Here is a 16404-nt window from a genome sequence, read left to right as displayed (position 1 = left end):
CAACCCGGTTATGAAGGATTTTGCAATTTCCAGGCGGGGCGAATATCCGCAGATTCGTCCCAGACATAGCCGGACTGAATGGCATTCAGTAAAGGTTCGATATATCCCTGATATCGCGTATAGTCGGGAACTTCATGGATATCGGCAATCAGGCGGGGTAACGCTTCGCGAAGCGGTTGCTTTCTGCCGGTGTAAAACGCCGTCCAAACCGCCTCCTTCTCCAACGGTCGTGCCTTTAAGCGATCCGCATGCTCGATAATGAAGCGCGCCAATGCCACGACCCCTTTGGTGACGAGCGGAGAGATTAGGAAGCTAGGTAAGGTGCGATATTCGAAGCCGCCGTACTCCTTGATCCGAAAATCGCCGAGAAACCCGTACTTCGGTCTACGTGGCGCACTTCGGGGATCCTCCAGTAGAGCCAGCGGCAGCGCCAGGTAATTGTCGAGCGTCCGCAGCAACTCCGGAGTTAACGACACTCCGCTGAAATGCAGGTGTCCGCCCAACGGAAAACCGCGTTGCGGCATCGCCCCCGCCTGCCAGATCAGCCCTTGATCTTGGATGGAAGCTCGGGCTTCATGAAATGCGTGCAGCAAATGAACGACAACATCGCGCGGTTCCTTGCCGGGGCGCGGCCTTAACTCTGCCAGCGGAAATAACCGCTGCCCGCGATATCGCAACACATCGCAGCCCGCTTCCCCATGAAAGTGCAAGTAACGGGAAGCCGGAATCACTTTCCCATGGGCACGATCAAACAGCAAAAACTCGGGGTCCATCCCAATCAACCGCTCTGTCGGTGAGTCCTGCAGCTTCTCCTGTTCCTCCAGGGTATCTCGCATCGCCTGGGCGATGGCCTTGGTTGCCGCGCTCCCGATCTCCGAGACAGGGGTGATCGAATCCACCGTAAACCGCCCTTCTTCCCCGGCCGAGATCACCACTTCGCCAAAGTCGAGTCCAACGGCGTATAACGCCCGAACGGCCGTATTTGCCAGGCGTTTATAGAGTGGCGAATCTGGAGACATTGCTTCCCCCAGGAGCGGGAGCGCTTGCCCGGCTTTGCCAAGCGGCCGAATGTCCCAGGCCCGCAAATGGAATACCGTAACGGCAAAGCGGCGGATATAAGACGCAGTAGTGCCCCTGGCCGCATGAGCGTTTCGTACCTGCGATGTTGGCTTCAGCCCAGCCGCTTCGAGCCGGCGGCGCCAGTCTTCCAGCGAGTGCATCGGCCGGCCCAGCACGATCTCTTGTACCCGGCCGCCCCAATACGCCTCCTCGCGGCCATAGTAAATCCATTGGGAATCGTCTGCAGCGGTTCGTACGAGCCGCCTTCCCGAAGCGGCACCTGACCCCGCTGACTTCCTGCCGAAACTCGAAGATGTACGCGATAACGCTCTGCTGGATGATTCCGGTCCTTTCAACACCCGGTAGGGTCCGCCTAAACGTTCCAACGCCTGCAGCAGCCGAGCTTTAAATGTGCTGGAGCCTAGACGCATTTTTAGTACGAGGTGCTCATCCTTCACCACTGAGTTCATCCCCCGTCTTCGATAGAGGTATTCTTCAAAAAATAAAAACAAAAAGAGGGCAGCCGCCCTCTTCGACGACGCCCCTGCCGCATATGCTACAGTGTACACTGAAACAGTTGGTACTTACCCCTTTGCCTACTTGCTTCCTACTCGAATTACAGTTCGTCGTCGAGGAGATCCGGATCCAAATCTTCATAATCGCCGAGCTCGGAGCCGAAATCGTAGTCCTTGTCATCAATGCCGCTGTTCGGCACGACCAGCACGTTCAACTTCGTTTCGGCAACCAGTTCCACCGCGAATTCGCGTTCCACCCGAATGGATACACGGCCGTCTCCCGATACGGTGGCTTCGACGGTGCTCGGTTCCTGCGTGGCTTCTGCGGACACTTCCACCGTCGACGAACGGTGTCTGGAATCCAAGTAGTTCAGCGGTACATTCTCAACATACGATACCGTTTCTTTAGCGACCTCAGTCTGCGAGTTCTTGTCGTACGAATACCAGATGTTAATATCGTAAGTACCAATAACTTCAATTCCGTCTCCCGCTGCGACCGCTTCGTACTGGTGGTTGATGATCCAGGCCCCCAGGATGCTCGACGGTTTATGAGGGGGAGTCACGGTATGTGTTACGGTAGAGAACTTACGACCTTTGCCGCAGATCGCTTTCGTAATGATCTCTCTACTTTGATATTTCAATGACATGTTAGAACCTCCTCCATACATCATTCAATACAAGTGTATGCAGGACATTCGTCTAGGGTGACAACTATTTTATTGACGCCTGTTTTCGTTTTGCTCCCCGTTTTTCCGCGATTCGTGGAATGGGAGCCTTATTTTTTTTGGAGACAGCTAGATATAGGGAAAGTTCTCGGCATAGCTGCAAAATGGCTGAACGCATTTCAAATTCCTCACGGGTTGAAGGCATTTCCATCTTCTTGAACTCCTCCTCCAGCTCCGCGAGCATCTGCTCGGTAATCCCCGTATATTCCTCTTGATTCACATCTACGCTAAGCCGATCAAACAATACAGCCACAAATTCGCCTTGCGGGATACGATGGTACACCTGCGAAATCAGCTCCAGCATCCCTTCGATCCGGCTTAACTGTTCTTTGCGCATGATAAAATACGCCGTCCAGGCCTCGTTGGGCGAGATCATCTGGTTCTCGGCTGCCCGCTTCGCGAGCGCATAACCCTCGTTGATCTTTCGGGCCGCATCGGTGATTTCCTTGCCATCCCATAAGCGGTAGGGATCACGCAACGAAGCGGCAATCTCCTGAAATATGCCGGAAAACAAAGCATCCACCTCACGCCGAGTTTCCAGCAGCTTGTCTTCCGTTTTGGGCATGTACAGAAAATTGACAACCATGGCCGAACCAAGCCCTATGATCAGCAGTTCGATCTGGGTTACCAGCACGTGTAAGGAAATTTCTCCGCCGCTAAATACGCGGAACACGACAACAGAACTGGTCACGATCCCTTCCTTGAAGCCCGCGCGAGCGATCAATGGGAAAGCGACGAGGATGTAAATGGCCAGCACCCAAATATGAAATCCCAATAGGTAAAAAACGCCGAAAGCCAGCAATAACCCCAGTACGGAAGCGAAAAACCGCGCCGAGATCGAAGCCAAGGTGCGTTTGCGGGTGACGTCCACCCCGAGAATCGCGAGCAGCCCCGCGGAATTGGCGCCCGCCACTCCGGCAAAATCCGCGATAAAAATGGCCATTAGCGTGGCGATTGCCGTTTTGATGACCCGAAACCCCATGGAATCCCATCCTTTTTGTCGAAACCGATCTATGAAAATATCCTACTTGATTTTCGGAATCCAAACAATCCCACTTTCACCCTCATCCTTTACTGTAGATCACCGACCACGGACCGGCAGGGTAACGTCAATACAAGTCGGACTCCAAGAGCTGCAAAGACTGTTCCTTGCTTGAGGAGTGCACCTGAACAAGCAAAAGGGCCTGACCCTACATGCCTGGCACAGGACAGCAAAGAAGAAGATCGCCAACTACCTGACCAAGCTGGCCGGATAGGGCGATCTTCCTGTCTTCTTAAATAATCAGATCAGAACTGTCTTGCATTGATATTAAGATTGTATTTATCCCCAGTCTTATTATAGATATAAACTTCCCAATCTCCGGATAATCCTTTACCTAACATATCTTCAAAGCTTATTGTTTTTTGACTTCCTCCCTTTAATTCATAACCATCTGTAATTTTCAGACCATTACGGCTGATATCAATAAAGACAGATGAAGAAGCATTATTTTTAACCCAAACGTTCAAATAGATACCATTTTCGGGCGCCGTAGTAAATTCACCAGTATATGCCGAAGAACCTGTATGAGTGACATTATTAATGAGATGCGCATCCATTGGATAGAACATGTTGTCATCAATAATTGTAGCTTTAATGTTTGATACTTCTTCCGTAGCTGACAATGACACCACAGATTGAGCGGATACCGAAGCAACATTTTCAGACGCAGATGCAACCGGGGCAAGAGATAACATAGCCGATGCGATCAAAACAGCTGATGCCTTTGTTTTCTTCATAGACTTGTAAACCTCCAAAAAAAATTTAAATTTATGTAAATAAACAGTTTGTGTACATAACATACAATATTAGCCAATTATGATGGTTACATTTTTTTCATTTTTAAGAAACCGAAGTTTATATTTTTCTATATTTCCCTCTTTTTTCTTAGTTTTGAGTTGTTTATTGACCAGTGAACTTGTTCCTAACGCGATAATTCAACATATGCCAGCCCCCGGTGCGCTTATTTTGACTTTTGTTTCCTGATAATGGGGAAATCTTGTAGGGAGCGTTACCGCTCCCTTACCAGCTTCCGTTCGATATAAACGACCAGCTGGTACATCGCTGTCGCCACGATGGCAATGATTACGAGACTTGACAGCACCAGCGTAAAGTTAAACACCTGAAATCCGTAAACGATGAGGTAACCGAGGCCGATTCGGGCAACAAGGAATTCTCCAACGATGACCCCGACCCAAGCCATCCCCACATTCACCTTCAACGTAGACACGATGGTTGGAAACGAAGCCGGCAGGATTACCTTCAAAAACACGTCGCGCCGGCTCCCCCCAAACGTGCGAATCACCTTGACAAAGTTCGCGTCAACTTCGTTGAAGCTGTTAAAGACGACGAGGGTGGTTACAATCACCGTAATCGATAACGTCGTGACCACAATTGCCGTGAAGCCGGCGCCAAACAGGACGATAAAGATCGGGCCCAGCGCCACCTTCGGCATACTGTTAAACACGACCATGTAAGGATCCAGCACACGCGATAGAAACGGTGACCACCAAATCAGCACGGCAAGCAATGTGCCGATCAGGGTCCCCAGCAGGAAACCTACTGCCGTTTCACCAACCGTCATCGCCAGATGCGGCCACAATTCTCCGCTTAGCGCATCCTTCACGATCTGCCGTCCTACCTTGGACGGGTAGCTGAAGATCAGTACATCAATCCATTTCAATTGGCCTGCAAGCTCCCATAATCCCACAAACAACACGAGGATTAAGATCTGTACACTCAGCACGTAACGGCTCATCTGACGTTTGCGTTTGCGGTATTGCTGCCATTTCTCCTGCAGCCAGGCTTCTGAAGCGGTCGGTTTTGTCACAGGCGGTGCCAATGGCTATCCCTCCTCCCTTTCCGACGTCTCCAGATCGCGCCAGATTTCATGGAATAGTTCATTGAAGCCTTCGGCCTCCCGGGCATAAAACGGCTGAGCTTTCCGGATATTTTCCGGAATCTCGTACATGCTGCGAATTCGGCCTGGTCGGGGCGCCAGCACGATCACCCGATCGCTGACCGCAATCGCCTCCGATAGATCGTGGGTCACCAGTACCCCCGTTTTCTTCCGCTGCTTTAGCGTCCCCCACACCAAATCCTCAAGCTGCAGCTTCGTCTGGTAGTCCAGCGCCGAGAAGGGCTCATCCAGCAGCAACAGCTCCGGATCGGTCGCCAGCGTTCGCACAAGGGCCACCCGTTGGCGCATTCCTCCCGACAGCTGATGGGGATACAAGTCCGCGGTATCGCCAAGCCCCATTTCGGCCAGCAATGCCCGCGCGTGCTCCACTCCTTCCGGCGTTAACCTTCCGGTCAGCTCCAACCCCAGCACGGTATTGCTCAGAATCGTCCGCCACGGGAACAAATAGTCCTGCTGCAACATATAACCCACTTGCGGAGTGGGGCCCGTTACCGGTTTGCCGTGCAGGAGCACCTCTCCTCGAGATGGGGCCAACAGACCAGCCATGACGGAAAGAAGCGTGGTCTTTCCGCAACCGCTGGGACCAACCAAACTGATGAATTCGCCAGGCTCTACCGCTAAGTTCATCCCTTGCAAGGCGAGGACGGCCTCCCGGTCCGTCACGTAGACCAGATCTAGGTTTTTTAGTTCCACGACAGATGGCAAAAGCGCTCACGCTCCTTTTCCGTTCACGTTCATGTTATTTGACGGAGTTGACGGCTTTCTCGGCAAAGCTGTTATCCACCAGCTTATTCGCTTCTACCCGTTCATTGAGTTCTCCGGCGCTTTCCATCACATCAAGCAGGTTGTTCCAGGCATCCTCTGCCAAAGCTGGCGTTTCTGCATAGCTTCCCTGCTCCTGGTACCGCTTGATCGAGCTGACCAAGATCTCCATATCCGTATCTTTGAAATATGGCGCAACCGTCTCAGCGATTTCTTCCGGCGTATGCGATTGAACCCAGCGCTGGGCTTTATGAATCGCATTCGTAAATTTCTGAACGATTTCCGAGTGTTCGTTGATATAGCTCTGCTTGGTCATAAATACCGTATAAGGCAGCCTTCCGCTCTCCGTACCAAAGGAAGCGACGACATATCCTTTCCCTTCCTTCTCCACAATGGAGGCTTGAGGTTCAAACAGTTGAACGAATTGTCCCGTTCCCGATATGAATGCAGCCGTGATGTTGGCGAAGTCCACATTCTGGATTAACTCCAAATCCTGATGCGGATCGATTCCATGCTTGCGCAGGGTGAACTCGCCCGCCATTTGCGGCATACCTCCTTTTCTTTGACCCAGAAAGACGCTCCCCTTCAACATCTCCCAATCAAATTCGGCGGATTCCCGAGCAACCAGGAACGTTCCGTCGGTTTGCGTCAATTGGGCGAAATTGATCACCGGATCGGTGGCCCCTTGCTGGTACACGTAAATCGACGTTTCTGCTCCGACCAGCGCCACGTCGATGGCTCCCGACAGCAGCGCCGTCATCGTTTTGTCACCACCTGCTGTTGTTTGCAGCTCCACGTCCAATCCTTCTTCCTTAAAGAAGCCTTTTTCCAATGCGACGTACTGAGGGGCATAAAATACAGAACGGGTAACTTCCCCGATTCTGACCTTTTGTGCTTTGCCGCTTCCTCCGCAAGCGCTAAGCGCTGCGGTTAGGAGGACGATGAGCGTAATCCATAACCCCTTTCTCACGTTGTTCATGCCATTCACCTCTCCTTCTAAATGGGGTTTCATAGCCAATCGTTGTCTATCGGTTGGCCAGAAGATACTAAATACTATGCGATAGCCTAACAAAAGGTTAAGCCGTGCCGGGGCACTCCAAGTTTGATGCACAAAAAAAGCCGCCCCTAAGCACGGATGAATCCGCCTTAGGGACAGCTGTCGATCGATATCGCTTTAGATGCCGTAAATGCTTTTGAATTTTTGCTCCAAATAATCTGCAAGATAGTCCGGGTTTAGCTCCTCGCCGGTGACCGCAAGGATCAGCTCGGACGGTTTGCGGCTCTTGCCGTATTTGTAGATTTTGTCAGTCAGCCATTCCTTGATTGGCTGGAAGTTGCCTTCGGCGACGAGCTCTTCAAATTGTGGCAGCTCTTTCCGCAGCGTATTGGCGATTTGGGCAGCATACATGTTGCCAAGCGCATAGGATGGGAAGTACCCAAACAGACCGGCCGACCAGTGTACGTCCTGCAGAACGCCAAGCCCGTCGTTAGGCGGAGTCAAGCCGAGATAGTCGCGGTATTTCTCATTCCAGACTTTCGGCAGCTCGCTGACCGGCAACCCTTCATTAAAGAGCATCTTCTCAATCTCATATCGGATAATAATATGCAAGTTATAAGTCAGCTCATCCGCTTCAATCCGGATTAAGGAGTTCTCTACACGATTGATGCCGCGGAAGAATTGCTCCGGCGTAACCCCTTGAAGCTGTTCTGGAAAATGCTGCTGCAACTCGCCGAAATACCGTTGCCAGAATTGCAGACTACGCCCAACGAAGTTCTCCCAGAAACGGGACTGGGACTCATGGATCCCCATCGACGTTCCTTGGCCCAACGGCGTTCCAGCCAGCTCTTTCGATACGTTCTGCTCGTAAAGCGCATGCCCGCCTTCATGCAAGGAACTGAAGATGGCACTGGCGACATCATCCTGCTTGTAGTTCGTAGTGATCCGCACGTCGCCATGGTTGATCGTGGTCTGGAACGGGTGAACCGTTTCGTCAATCCGTCCGGCTTCAAAATCGTAGCCGATTTGTTCGAGCAGGAACCGGCTAAACTTCGCTTGCTGCTGGTTATCATACAGCTGGTTCAGGAATGGAGCCTCCGGCTTATGCTTCGCCCCAGCTACCGCCTCAACCAAGGGAACGAGTCGATCGCGCAGCTGGCCGAAAACCTGATCGAGTTTCTCCGTAGTCAGGTCCGGTTCATACATATGTAGTAACGTATCATAACGCGTAGCTTTCGGACCCCAGTAGTCGATAAACTCCTGAATCTTTGCCACGATTTTCGTTAAATAAGGCTCGAATCCGGCAAAATCGCTGTTCTCCTTAAAGTCTTCCCACACTGTTTCAGCATGGGCCGTCAGCTCTGTATATTCGCGGAATTTCTGCGGCGGAATCTTGACGCTTCGGTCGTATTCCTCCTGCACATCGAGCACCATCCGGCGCTTCACGTCATCCAATTCCTCCAAGACGGCAGGCTGGTTTAAATAAGCTAAATACTCGCCCATCTCGGCTGACGTTTGCAGCTTAAAGGCTTCCGTGGACAACAAACCAATGGTCGCTGCCCGAGTCTCCGCCCCTTTGCGGGGTGCACCGGTGCGTAAATCCCAGTTCATCAGAGATACCGCTTCCCCGTAAGCATGAATTTTCTGCAGAAGCTCCCGAAAGAGCTCCCATTTCTCAACCGTTTCCTGTTTCATGACAACTCCCGCCTTTACTGGTGAAATATCGTTGCTACTCTTGATGATACTTTTAACTAAACGTATAATCAAATTTTAAGTAGACGAAAACGTTCATTTTTTAAAAATTTATTTTGATGTAAAGGAGTTGCCCCTTCCTATGAAAATCACGCTTGATGCAACGGCCAAGAAACTGATTGACCACAAGTTGGCTAGCCAGGCAGGCTTGCTCCGCCTCGTCTATGATACGGAAAACTGCGGCTGCGGCATGAGCGGCGTTCCCGTACTGAACATCGTATCCGAGCCGGGTCCATACGATATTCCCATGGACAATGAAGCCTACCCATTTTGGATTGACAAAATGCAGGCTGTTTTTTTTGAAGAGGAGTTGTCCTTAAAAGGGGAAGAACCAACCGGAACATTCCGATTGGATGGGCTGTCTCAGTTTTACAAATCCAATATTCCATTGGTTGACCGCCGGTAAATCACGGTATTCGTGCCAACCGCACACAAGGAGGTAGTAACATGAATCAATTGCAATCGATACTGGAGTTCAACCGTAAATTTGTTGAGGAGAAGGAATATGAGAAATATGTAACGGACAAATTTCCAGAGAAGAAAATGGCGATCGTGACCTGTATGGATACGCGGCTCGTTGAATTGCTCCCAAAAGCAATGAACCTGCGCAACGGCGATGTGAAGCTGATCAAGAACGCCGGCGCAATCATTTCCCAGCCTTTTGGGAGTGTTATGCGTAGTCTTCTCGTTGCGATCTACGAATTACATGCCCAGGAAGTATTCATCGTCGGTCATACCGGCTGCGGGATGGCTGCTCTTAATTCGGACCGAATGATTGGCTCCATGCGGGAGCGGGGCATCAGCGAGGATACCCTCAACACGATTGAGAATTCCGGCATCAAGCTAAACAAATGGCTGCGCGGATTCGATAACGAGAAGGAAGGGATTATTCGGACCGTCAACATCGTTAAGAAGCACCCGCTCCTTCCCACAGATGTTCCGGTTCACGGGTTGCTGATTGATTCCACGACAGGCGAGTTGGAGCTTGTCATCGACGGGTACCAACCTCTTCCGAAATAAAACCCAACTCGACGAGAGATCACTTGCATCTATGGGAAAGGAAAGGAACGAAGAGATGACGTATAATTTCGATGAACGTTTGCAGCGGAGAGGAACCTGCTCCGAGAAATGGGATACTGGACAGGAGCTGTTTGGGGATCCGGACGTATTGCCTTTGTGGGTAGCGGACATGGATTTCCGTTGTGCACCAGCCATTGTCCAAGCCGTCACGGAACGGGCCAAGCTGGGGATTTACGGCTATACTTCCCGGCCTAAAGAATATCTGGAGGCGATCACCGGTTGGCTGGAGCGCCGGCATAACTGGAACGTTCATTCTTCCTGGTTGACCGACACTCCAGGCGTCGTACCTGCGCTCAGCACTGCTGTCCAGGTGTTAACCGAACCGGGAGATCCGGTCATCTTGCAATCCCCTGTCTATAATCCGTTCTATGATGTCATCCGGAACAATGGGCGCGAAGTGGCCGAAAACCCCTTGATTCTCGAGGATGGACGTTACCGGATGGACTACGAGCATCTGGAGTCATTGATGCAGGACGGGGCGAAGCTGATGCTGTTGTGCAGCCCCCATAATCCCGGCGGACGAGTTTGGACTCGGGAGGAATTGGAACGGGTTGGCGAGCTGTGCCTGAAATACGGTGTGAAGGTTGTCTCGGATGAAATTCACTGCGATTTGGTTTTCGCCGAATACCGTCACCTGCCATTTGCTTCGTTGTCCGAAGCCCACGCCGGAATCACCATTACCTGCGCGGCTCCTTCCAAGACGTTTAATATCCCTGGCCTCGCAACAGCTTATACGATTATTCCCAACGTGGCTATCCGTAAGCAATTTAGCGAACGGATCAAAGCCCAAGCCATTGGTTCGCTGAATTTTTTTGGTCCTACCGCGACGATCGCAGCGTATACGCAAAGCGAAGAATGGCTTGATGCTGTCCTGATCTATATTCGTGCCAACCGTGACTTCGCCGTCGCTTATCTCGCCGAACATCTGCCAGCGGTGGACCCTGTTCTATCCGAAGGAACCTACTTATTATGGGTGGATTGCCGTGCACTCGGATGGAAGAAAGCCGAGATGAAGCAAGTAATGTATAAGGAAGCGAAAATCGCCTTTACCGAAGGTTCCATCTACGGCCAGAACGGCGAAGGGTTCCTGCGGATTAATCTAGCTTGTCCACGCTCGTTGCTGGAGGAAGCGTTGGAGCGTTTTTGCACAGCCGTTGCCGCTCATCAAGCCTAATTGCTCGGTAAGTCAAGCCCGCGAAAAACAATCAAGCCGGAAGACGATGTGTCTTCCGGCCTATTTTTTAGGTGCGCCGCATATAAGCGCGGACCGTAATCGGTGCAAAAACGGCTACGATCACGGTCGCTCCAATGAGCGAGCTCAGCATATCCCCACCGATGGTTCCATGGTTCACCAGCTCTCGAACCGCTGTCACCAAATGCGAAATCGGATTGATATTCGCAAACCATTGGAGCCATTTCGGCATCGTTTCAACAGGAACAAACGCATTGGACAGGAAGGTTAATGGAAACAACACGATCATTGATATGCCTTGTACGCTGGATGCGGTACGTGCAATCACGCCAAAGAACGCAAAGATCCAGCTCACTGCCCAGGAACAGACGATCACCAGCACCGCCGCAAGCGCGACATAGCCCAATCCCCCATCTGGACGAAATCCCATGATGTACCCCATGGCAAAGGTCAGAACAGTCGCAATCGTATAACGGACCGTGTCAGCCAGCAGAGCTCCGGCTAATGGCGCTATCCGCGCAATCGGCAGCGACTTAAAGCGGTCAAAGACCCCCTTCTCCATATCCTCGCGAAGCTGCACGCCGGTAACGACAGAGGTAGAAATGACGGTTTGCACCAGAATCCCAGGAATAATGACCGGTAAGTAGCTCATCACATCCCCCGAGATCGCTCCGCCAAAAATATACGTAAACATCAGCGTAAAAATAATCGGCTGAAACGTCACGTCAAATAATTGCTCCGGTGTCCGCTTGATCTTTAGCAAACCTCGATACGCCATGGTCAACGAGTTACGAAGCGATTGACGGAAGCTCGTTTGATTCTTTAGAGGCCGTGCGGCCTTAGCATTAGCTACCACGTTGCTCATGCGATTACCCCCTTCTGTTCAAGAACATACGCTTGTGGATCTTCGGTGTTCTCTTCGACTCCCCGCCCGGTCAGCGTCAGGAAAACCTCGTCCAGCGTTGGCTTCTGCACGCTTATTTCCGCCAAGTCTATGCCTGCTTCGCGCAATGCGATCAGCAAATCCGTCACCAGATCTGCCTCCGCCATCGGGGCTGTGATTTTTCCTGCCTCTGCGGTGAGGGTGGAAGGCACTTTCAGCACCTGCTCCACAAGGCGTCGGGTTTCCGTCAAATGCAGCGGATTGTTGATTCTTAGGTGCAGCGACGAAGCGCCAACTGAGGTCTTTAGCTCGTCAACCGTGCCTTCTGCGATGACATGCCCGCGATCGATCACGGCGATCCGGTCAGCCAGCTGATCGGCTTCATCCAGGTACTGGGTGGTTAAGAGCACCGTCGAACCGGTTGCAACGAGACGGCGAATCGTATCCCACATCTGCGACCGCGTCCGCGGATCCAGCCCCGTCGTTGGTTCATCGAGGAAGATCAGCGGCGGCTGGGCAATCAGGCTCGCGGCCAAGTCCAGCCGCCGGCGCATCCCGCCAGAGAAGTGCTTCAGCGGACGCTTGGCCGCTTCCGACAAGCCGAACTCCTCCAGCAGCTCTGCCGCTTTCCGGCGAGCCTCGCTGTGCCCCAAGCCTAACAGCCTGGAGAAGATTACGAGATTTTCCGTCGCACTTAACGTTTCATCTACCGAGGCGTATTGTCCGGTGACACCGATCAATTGGCGGACGATATGCTGCTCCTTGACGACATCGTGTCCAAAAATGCGGGCGGAACCCGCGTCAGGACGCAGCAATGTCGCCAGCATGCGGATCGTCGTTGTTTTCCCTGCCCCATTGGGTCCCAGAACGCCATATATCATCCCGCTCCCCACCTGCAAATTCACTCCATCAACCGCACGGTTCGTTCCAAATATTTTCACGAGTCCCTCAGCCTCAATCGCCGGTTTACTTGTACCGCTTATCAACGCGGAAGTTTTCGTAGTCATGTTAATATCCTCCTAACCTTCATCCAAACTAACTTACAGTTAGGAGATTAACGTATGTAGTTAAACTGAATTTAAACGAAAAAAACACACCCGTTTGGGTGTGTTCATCTCGTCTTATCACTTTCCAATCCGCACGGCGGCAGCAGCGGCCGACCATACCCAACTGCGAGCCGTCGCGTCTCCAATACAACCCGTGCAGGCAGCGCCAGCTCCTGAAACCGGAACGTCGGCGGATACGTCTGAACCGGCGGCTCTAACCGTTCCATCCGCTCCAGCTGTTTGCGGCGTCCTTGCGCGATTTTGCTGTTCACGCCGGCAATGTTTTTGCGAATATAGTTCTCCGCCGCTTCAATCTTCTTCTGCTGCGCTTCGTAGCGCCGTTCATATTCCTTCCTTAAATGCTCCTTCTGCCGCAGGAAATCGTAATAACTGCCCGGATATTTCCGGATCGAACCAAATTCTATATCGCAAATGCAAGTTGTAACCTTCTGAAGAAACGCCGCATCATGGGATACCATAATAAATGCGCCGCGAAAAGCCGCTAGTGTACTGGACAACCACTCGACATGCTCCCGGTCAAGGAAATTGGTGGGTTCATCGAGCAGCAGCACGTCGGGCTCCTCGAGCAGCAGCTTCGCCAGAATGACCCGAGCGCGTTGCCCGCCGCTTAACTCGGACATTGGCCGTTCCATGCCCGTCTCCTGAATACCAAGACCTGCAGCCGTCTGATCGTTCCGGCTGTCGATGCTGTAAAAATCCCTTGCCTCCTCTGCCTCGGGAAACCCAAAAAACACAAAGGACCAAGGACAAAACATTGTCCTTGGCCCATCCATTCATACTCCGGTTTCAAGCGCACTTAAATAAGCCTGGGGGTCCTATGCTTTTCTATGCTGCGCTATTCACCGGATGAATGCAGGAAGCACCGCTTCCGATTAAGCTCCGCACAATGCTTCATCCTGAACATTTGTACGGAGCGAAGTTCCCTTGTCAGCTTGCCATTTTGAAGATACAGCATGGATTGCACCTGCCTATATAAGTTAAGTTGCATTTTCCTGAATTGTCGGCTTGCCAGCTTCCAGCAATGCTTGATTCCGTCTAAGAAAGATCGAGAGGATTAGGATGAGAAGGCCGGTCGCAATCAGCAGCCATTCGATTGCGATCGCATCGGCAATCGGCCCGAAGATCAACATCCCAATCGGCATCATCGACGTGGAAATCATGCTGAATACCCCGAAAATCCTTCCCAAATAGCTCTCATCGACTTTTTCCTGAATCATCGTCATCGTTGGCGTATTAAAAGCTGGCATAGCTACCCCAAACAAGGTCATAAACGCCAGATAGATCCAAAAGACGGGAACGATGCCGAGCAAAAATGTGCAAGCCCCCATCAGAACGGTAGCCAGCGTCATCGTATGGACTTTATTCTTAAACCCGCCCCATGCAGCAATCAATCCCCCGCCCGCCATCATGCCGACGGAAAAGGCGATTTCGATCGCCGTCAGCCGCCAGACCTCCTCACCGTAAGTTCGCGTAACCTGCAGCGGCGTTAAGAATGCGGCCGGAGCCATCAGAACAAAGAAAACCGCCATGAAGGCGAAGAAGGATTTGAGATATGCTTGACGACCAATATAGGCCAGCCCTTCTTTCAAATCGCTAAAATAACCGGTTGCCTTCTGGCTTGAGTCTCGTTGATGGGTTGGGATCCGAAAATATAGCAGCAGCGTCAAAATCGCGATCGCCGCCGTGACCACATCGATGAAGAAGATCGTTTCGATCGTCGCCACGGTGAGCAGCGCAGCGCTGACGATGGGGGATACGAACATAATGACGGCTTGAATGCTTCCGTTAATCCCATTCACCTTCGTTAATTGATCGGTGGGTACGATCTGCGGCAGGATTGCTCCAACTGCCGGCGTCTGCACTCCTGAACCAAGCGCCCGGATCGCGGCCATAACAAAGAGCAGCCAAGCTTCCTCGTAGCCCATCAGGAACAGAAGCGCGAGGATCAGCGTAGCGAAGGCAATCATGCCGTCTGACAGCATAATCAGCCATTTTCGGTTGTAACGGTCCGCCCACACGCCCGCCACCGGGGATAACAGGAACGTCGGGATAAACCCGCAGATGATGTATAACGTCATCATGATCCCTGATTTCGTATTGAGCGTGATGTACCACATGATCGCATACTGCACCAGTGAAGAGCCAAACAGCGAAATCGTTTGACTGCTGAGGAACAGGCTGATGTTCCTTTTCCATTGTTCTTTAGATGTCGCTTGGTTTGACCTGTCTACGTTATTCACGGACATCCCCTCTCCAGTTGGAAAATTTCAGCATAATTATACTGTAATCGAATCCAAATCACCAAATCAATGGTAAAAATGGTTATAAAAAAAGACCCCCATATCCCGAGGGCACATCGAGCTTCATGAAATTTCGGAAGCGAACAGAATTTCGTCAATGATTTTGCCGTACAGCGGATGAGAGACGATCGGCGGCTTCTCACGAAATACGATGACCCCAAGATTGTAGGTGCGTTTGGTCACCATCGCCCGGGCGACAGCATTCGGCTTGTAATGGAGAGCTTCCGCCGCTTGCAGCACCCGTTCCTTCACCTCCGCACCGGCATATCCGTTGCCGGAGATCACCCGGGAGGCGGTGGACTTGGATACTCCCGCCACCCGGGCAATCTCCCGCAAGCCATGGTTCGGCTTCCTTGTCAACGTAGAGTCTCTCCTTCACTTGCGATCATTTCGTTTTTCACAGCGATCAGCTCGGCAACATTCCGGGAAGTGATCGAATCCACGCCTAAGCCAGCCATTCGCCGCATAACGTCTGGCTCTGCGACAGTCCATACATATACCGCCAGCCCTACTTGTCTCGCCGCAGTTATGAGCTCCGGTCGAACCAACTGGTACGGAACGTTTAACCCGAAGCATCGCGCCGAACGGGCTTCATCACAGGCCTGGGCAACAGCCTCTGCATATGAGCTCAATCGAAAGCTGTCGATATTGACGTTCAGCAGCTTACGAATGGACGGGGTGAGACGTTCAGCTTCCATGGCAACCGCGTATCCACATCCGCTGAAGAAGGCTTGATTCGTCATTCCCATTTGGAGCAGCGTCGCAGCCGCTGGTTCCAGGCAGGCCGCTGATTTGATATCAAGGTTCATCGTTTTTCCAGTTTCTTTGATCCAACGCAGAACGGATTCCAGAGGGAGACGCTCCTCCTTCGAAAATTCCTCCAGCTCCTCCAGTGTAATGTCTGATAATCGGGTCTGCCGTCCATCTGCAAGCACCACCTCGTCGTCATGAGCCAACACCAACTTTGCGTCTCGCGTAATCCGAATGTCGTCTTCATAAACGTCCACTCCAAGGGCCAATGCAGCATTAAATGAGGCTAAGGAATGATCGGGGTGCCCCATGCACCCGGTATGAGCTGTGATCAAAGGGAATTGCTTCATGTCATGAACTAC

Annotated in this window: 16 protein-coding genes and 1 pseudogene; 3 read left to right on the top strand and 14 right to left on the bottom strand. The window is 51.8% G+C overall.

From position 1 onward, the window contains the following. Nucleotides 1-8 precede the first annotated feature (8 nt). The 8 genes from C812_RS07290 to C812_RS07255 form a co-directional block, all read right to left on the bottom strand. Nucleotides 9-1529 carry a putative amidoligase domain-containing protein gene (locus C812_RS07290; protein ID WP_244268276.1) on the bottom strand — a complete coding sequence of 507 codons (1521 nt, stop codon included), beginning with the start codon at nucleotides 1527-1529 and terminating at the stop codon, nucleotides 9-11. 146 nt (nucleotides 1530-1675) lie between these two features. Then, nucleotides 1676-2221, bottom strand: a complete 546-nt coding sequence (gene cotE, locus C812_RS07285; RefSeq protein ID WP_016312022.1) for an outer spore coat protein CotE — start codon at nucleotides 2219-2221, stop codon at nucleotides 1676-1678. A gap of 64 nt (nucleotides 2222-2285) precedes the next feature. After that, nucleotides 2286-3281: an aromatic acid exporter family protein gene (locus C812_RS07280; RefSeq protein ID WP_016312021.1), complete on the bottom strand. Its 996-nt coding sequence runs from the start codon at nucleotides 3279-3281 to the stop codon at nucleotides 2286-2288. Between the two features lie 305 nt (nucleotides 3282-3586). Then, on the bottom strand, nucleotides 3587-4078 hold the full coding sequence (locus tag C812_RS07275) for a hypothetical protein (protein ID WP_016312020.1): 492 nt from the start codon (nucleotides 4076-4078) through the stop codon (nucleotides 3587-3589). Between the two features lie 272 nt (nucleotides 4079-4350). Beyond that, nucleotides 4351-5097 carry an ABC transporter permease gene (locus C812_RS07270; RefSeq protein ID WP_244268292.1) on the bottom strand — a complete coding sequence of 249 codons (747 nt, stop codon included), beginning with the start codon at nucleotides 5095-5097 and terminating at the stop codon, nucleotides 4351-4353. An 87-nt stretch (nucleotides 5098-5184) separates the two neighbouring features. Next, a complete protein-coding gene (locus tag C812_RS07265; RefSeq protein ID WP_016312018.1) occupies nucleotides 5185-5964 on the bottom strand; it encodes an ABC transporter ATP-binding protein in 780 nt (259 codons plus the stop codon). A 34-nt stretch (nucleotides 5965-5998) separates the two neighbouring features. Beyond that, nucleotides 5999-7000, bottom strand: coding sequence for an ABC transporter substrate-binding protein (locus tag C812_RS07260; protein ID WP_016312017.1), 1002 nt, complete (start codon nucleotides 6998-7000; stop codon nucleotides 5999-6001). 195 nt (nucleotides 7001-7195) lie between these two features. Further along, the gene (locus C812_RS07255) at nucleotides 7196-8713 is read right to left on the bottom strand and encodes a carboxypeptidase M32 (protein WP_016312016.1); all 1518 of its coding nucleotides are present in this window, start codon (nucleotides 8711-8713) and stop codon (nucleotides 7196-7198) included. Between the two features lie 139 nt (nucleotides 8714-8852). Between C812_RS07255 and C812_RS07250 the strand changes: the two genes are divergently transcribed. From C812_RS07250 to C812_RS07240, 3 genes are read left to right on the top strand one after another with little or no spacing between them, the layout of a single operon-like run. Continuing rightward, nucleotides 8853-9176, top strand: a complete 324-nt coding sequence (locus C812_RS07250) for an iron-sulfur cluster biosynthesis family protein (RefSeq protein ID WP_016312015.1) — start codon at nucleotides 8853-8855, stop codon at nucleotides 9174-9176. A 41-nt stretch (nucleotides 9177-9217) separates the two neighbouring features. Continuing rightward, the gene (locus C812_RS07245; RefSeq protein ID WP_016312014.1) at nucleotides 9218-9790 is read left to right on the top strand and encodes a beta-class carbonic anhydrase; all 573 of its coding nucleotides are present in this window, start codon (nucleotides 9218-9220) and stop codon (nucleotides 9788-9790) included. Between the two features lie 31 nt (nucleotides 9791-9821). Then, nucleotides 9822-11024 carry a MalY/PatB family protein gene (locus C812_RS07240; protein WP_244268275.1) on the top strand — a complete coding sequence of 401 codons (1203 nt, stop codon included), beginning with the start codon at nucleotides 9822-9824 and terminating at the stop codon, nucleotides 11022-11024. Nucleotides 11025-11091: 67 nt separating this feature from the next. On the opposite strand, the gene C812_RS07235 is transcribed toward C812_RS07240, so the two are convergent. The 6 genes and pseudogenes from C812_RS07235 to C812_RS07210 form a co-directional block, all read right to left on the bottom strand. Beyond that, nucleotides 11092-11907 carry an ABC transporter permease gene (locus tag C812_RS07235; protein WP_016312012.1) on the bottom strand — a complete coding sequence of 272 codons (816 nt, stop codon included), beginning with the start codon at nucleotides 11905-11907 and terminating at the stop codon, nucleotides 11092-11094. Continuing rightward, complete coding sequence (locus C812_RS07230) at nucleotides 11904-12932, bottom strand: ATP-binding cassette domain-containing protein (protein WP_016312011.1); 1029 nt, start codon at nucleotides 12930-12932, stop codon at nucleotides 11904-11906. Before C812_RS07230 ends, C812_RS07235 begins: the two co-directional genes overlap by 4 nt. Before the next feature lie 137 nt (nucleotides 12933-13069). Continuing rightward, nucleotides 13070-13699: pseudogene (locus C812_RS07225) on the bottom strand (ATP-binding cassette domain-containing protein); the annotation flags it as partial. A gap of 270 nt (nucleotides 13700-13969) precedes the next feature. Beyond that, nucleotides 13970-15232, bottom strand: a complete 1263-nt coding sequence (locus C812_RS07220; protein WP_036624785.1) for an MFS transporter — start codon at nucleotides 15230-15232, stop codon at nucleotides 13970-13972. A 123-nt stretch (nucleotides 15233-15355) separates the two neighbouring features. After that, nucleotides 15356-15652 (bottom strand): LacI family DNA-binding transcriptional regulator, encoded by a 297-nt coding sequence (locus C812_RS07215; RefSeq protein ID WP_016312008.1) that lies wholly within the window; start codon nucleotides 15650-15652, stop codon nucleotides 15356-15358. Beyond that, nucleotides 15649-16392, bottom strand: coding sequence for a glycerophosphodiester phosphodiesterase (locus C812_RS07210; RefSeq protein WP_016312007.1), 744 nt, complete (start codon nucleotides 16390-16392; stop codon nucleotides 15649-15651). Before C812_RS07210 ends, C812_RS07215 begins: the two co-directional genes overlap by 4 nt. Nucleotides 16393-16404: the final 12 nt, after the last annotated feature.

Origin of the sequence: Paenibacillus barengoltzii G22 (assembly GCF_000403375.2) — a bacterium.
In the GTDB taxonomy this organism is placed as follows: domain Bacteria; phylum Bacillota; class Bacilli; order Paenibacillales; family Paenibacillaceae; genus Fontibacillus; species Fontibacillus barengoltzii.
This window is presented reverse-complemented; position numbering and strand designations above follow the sequence as displayed.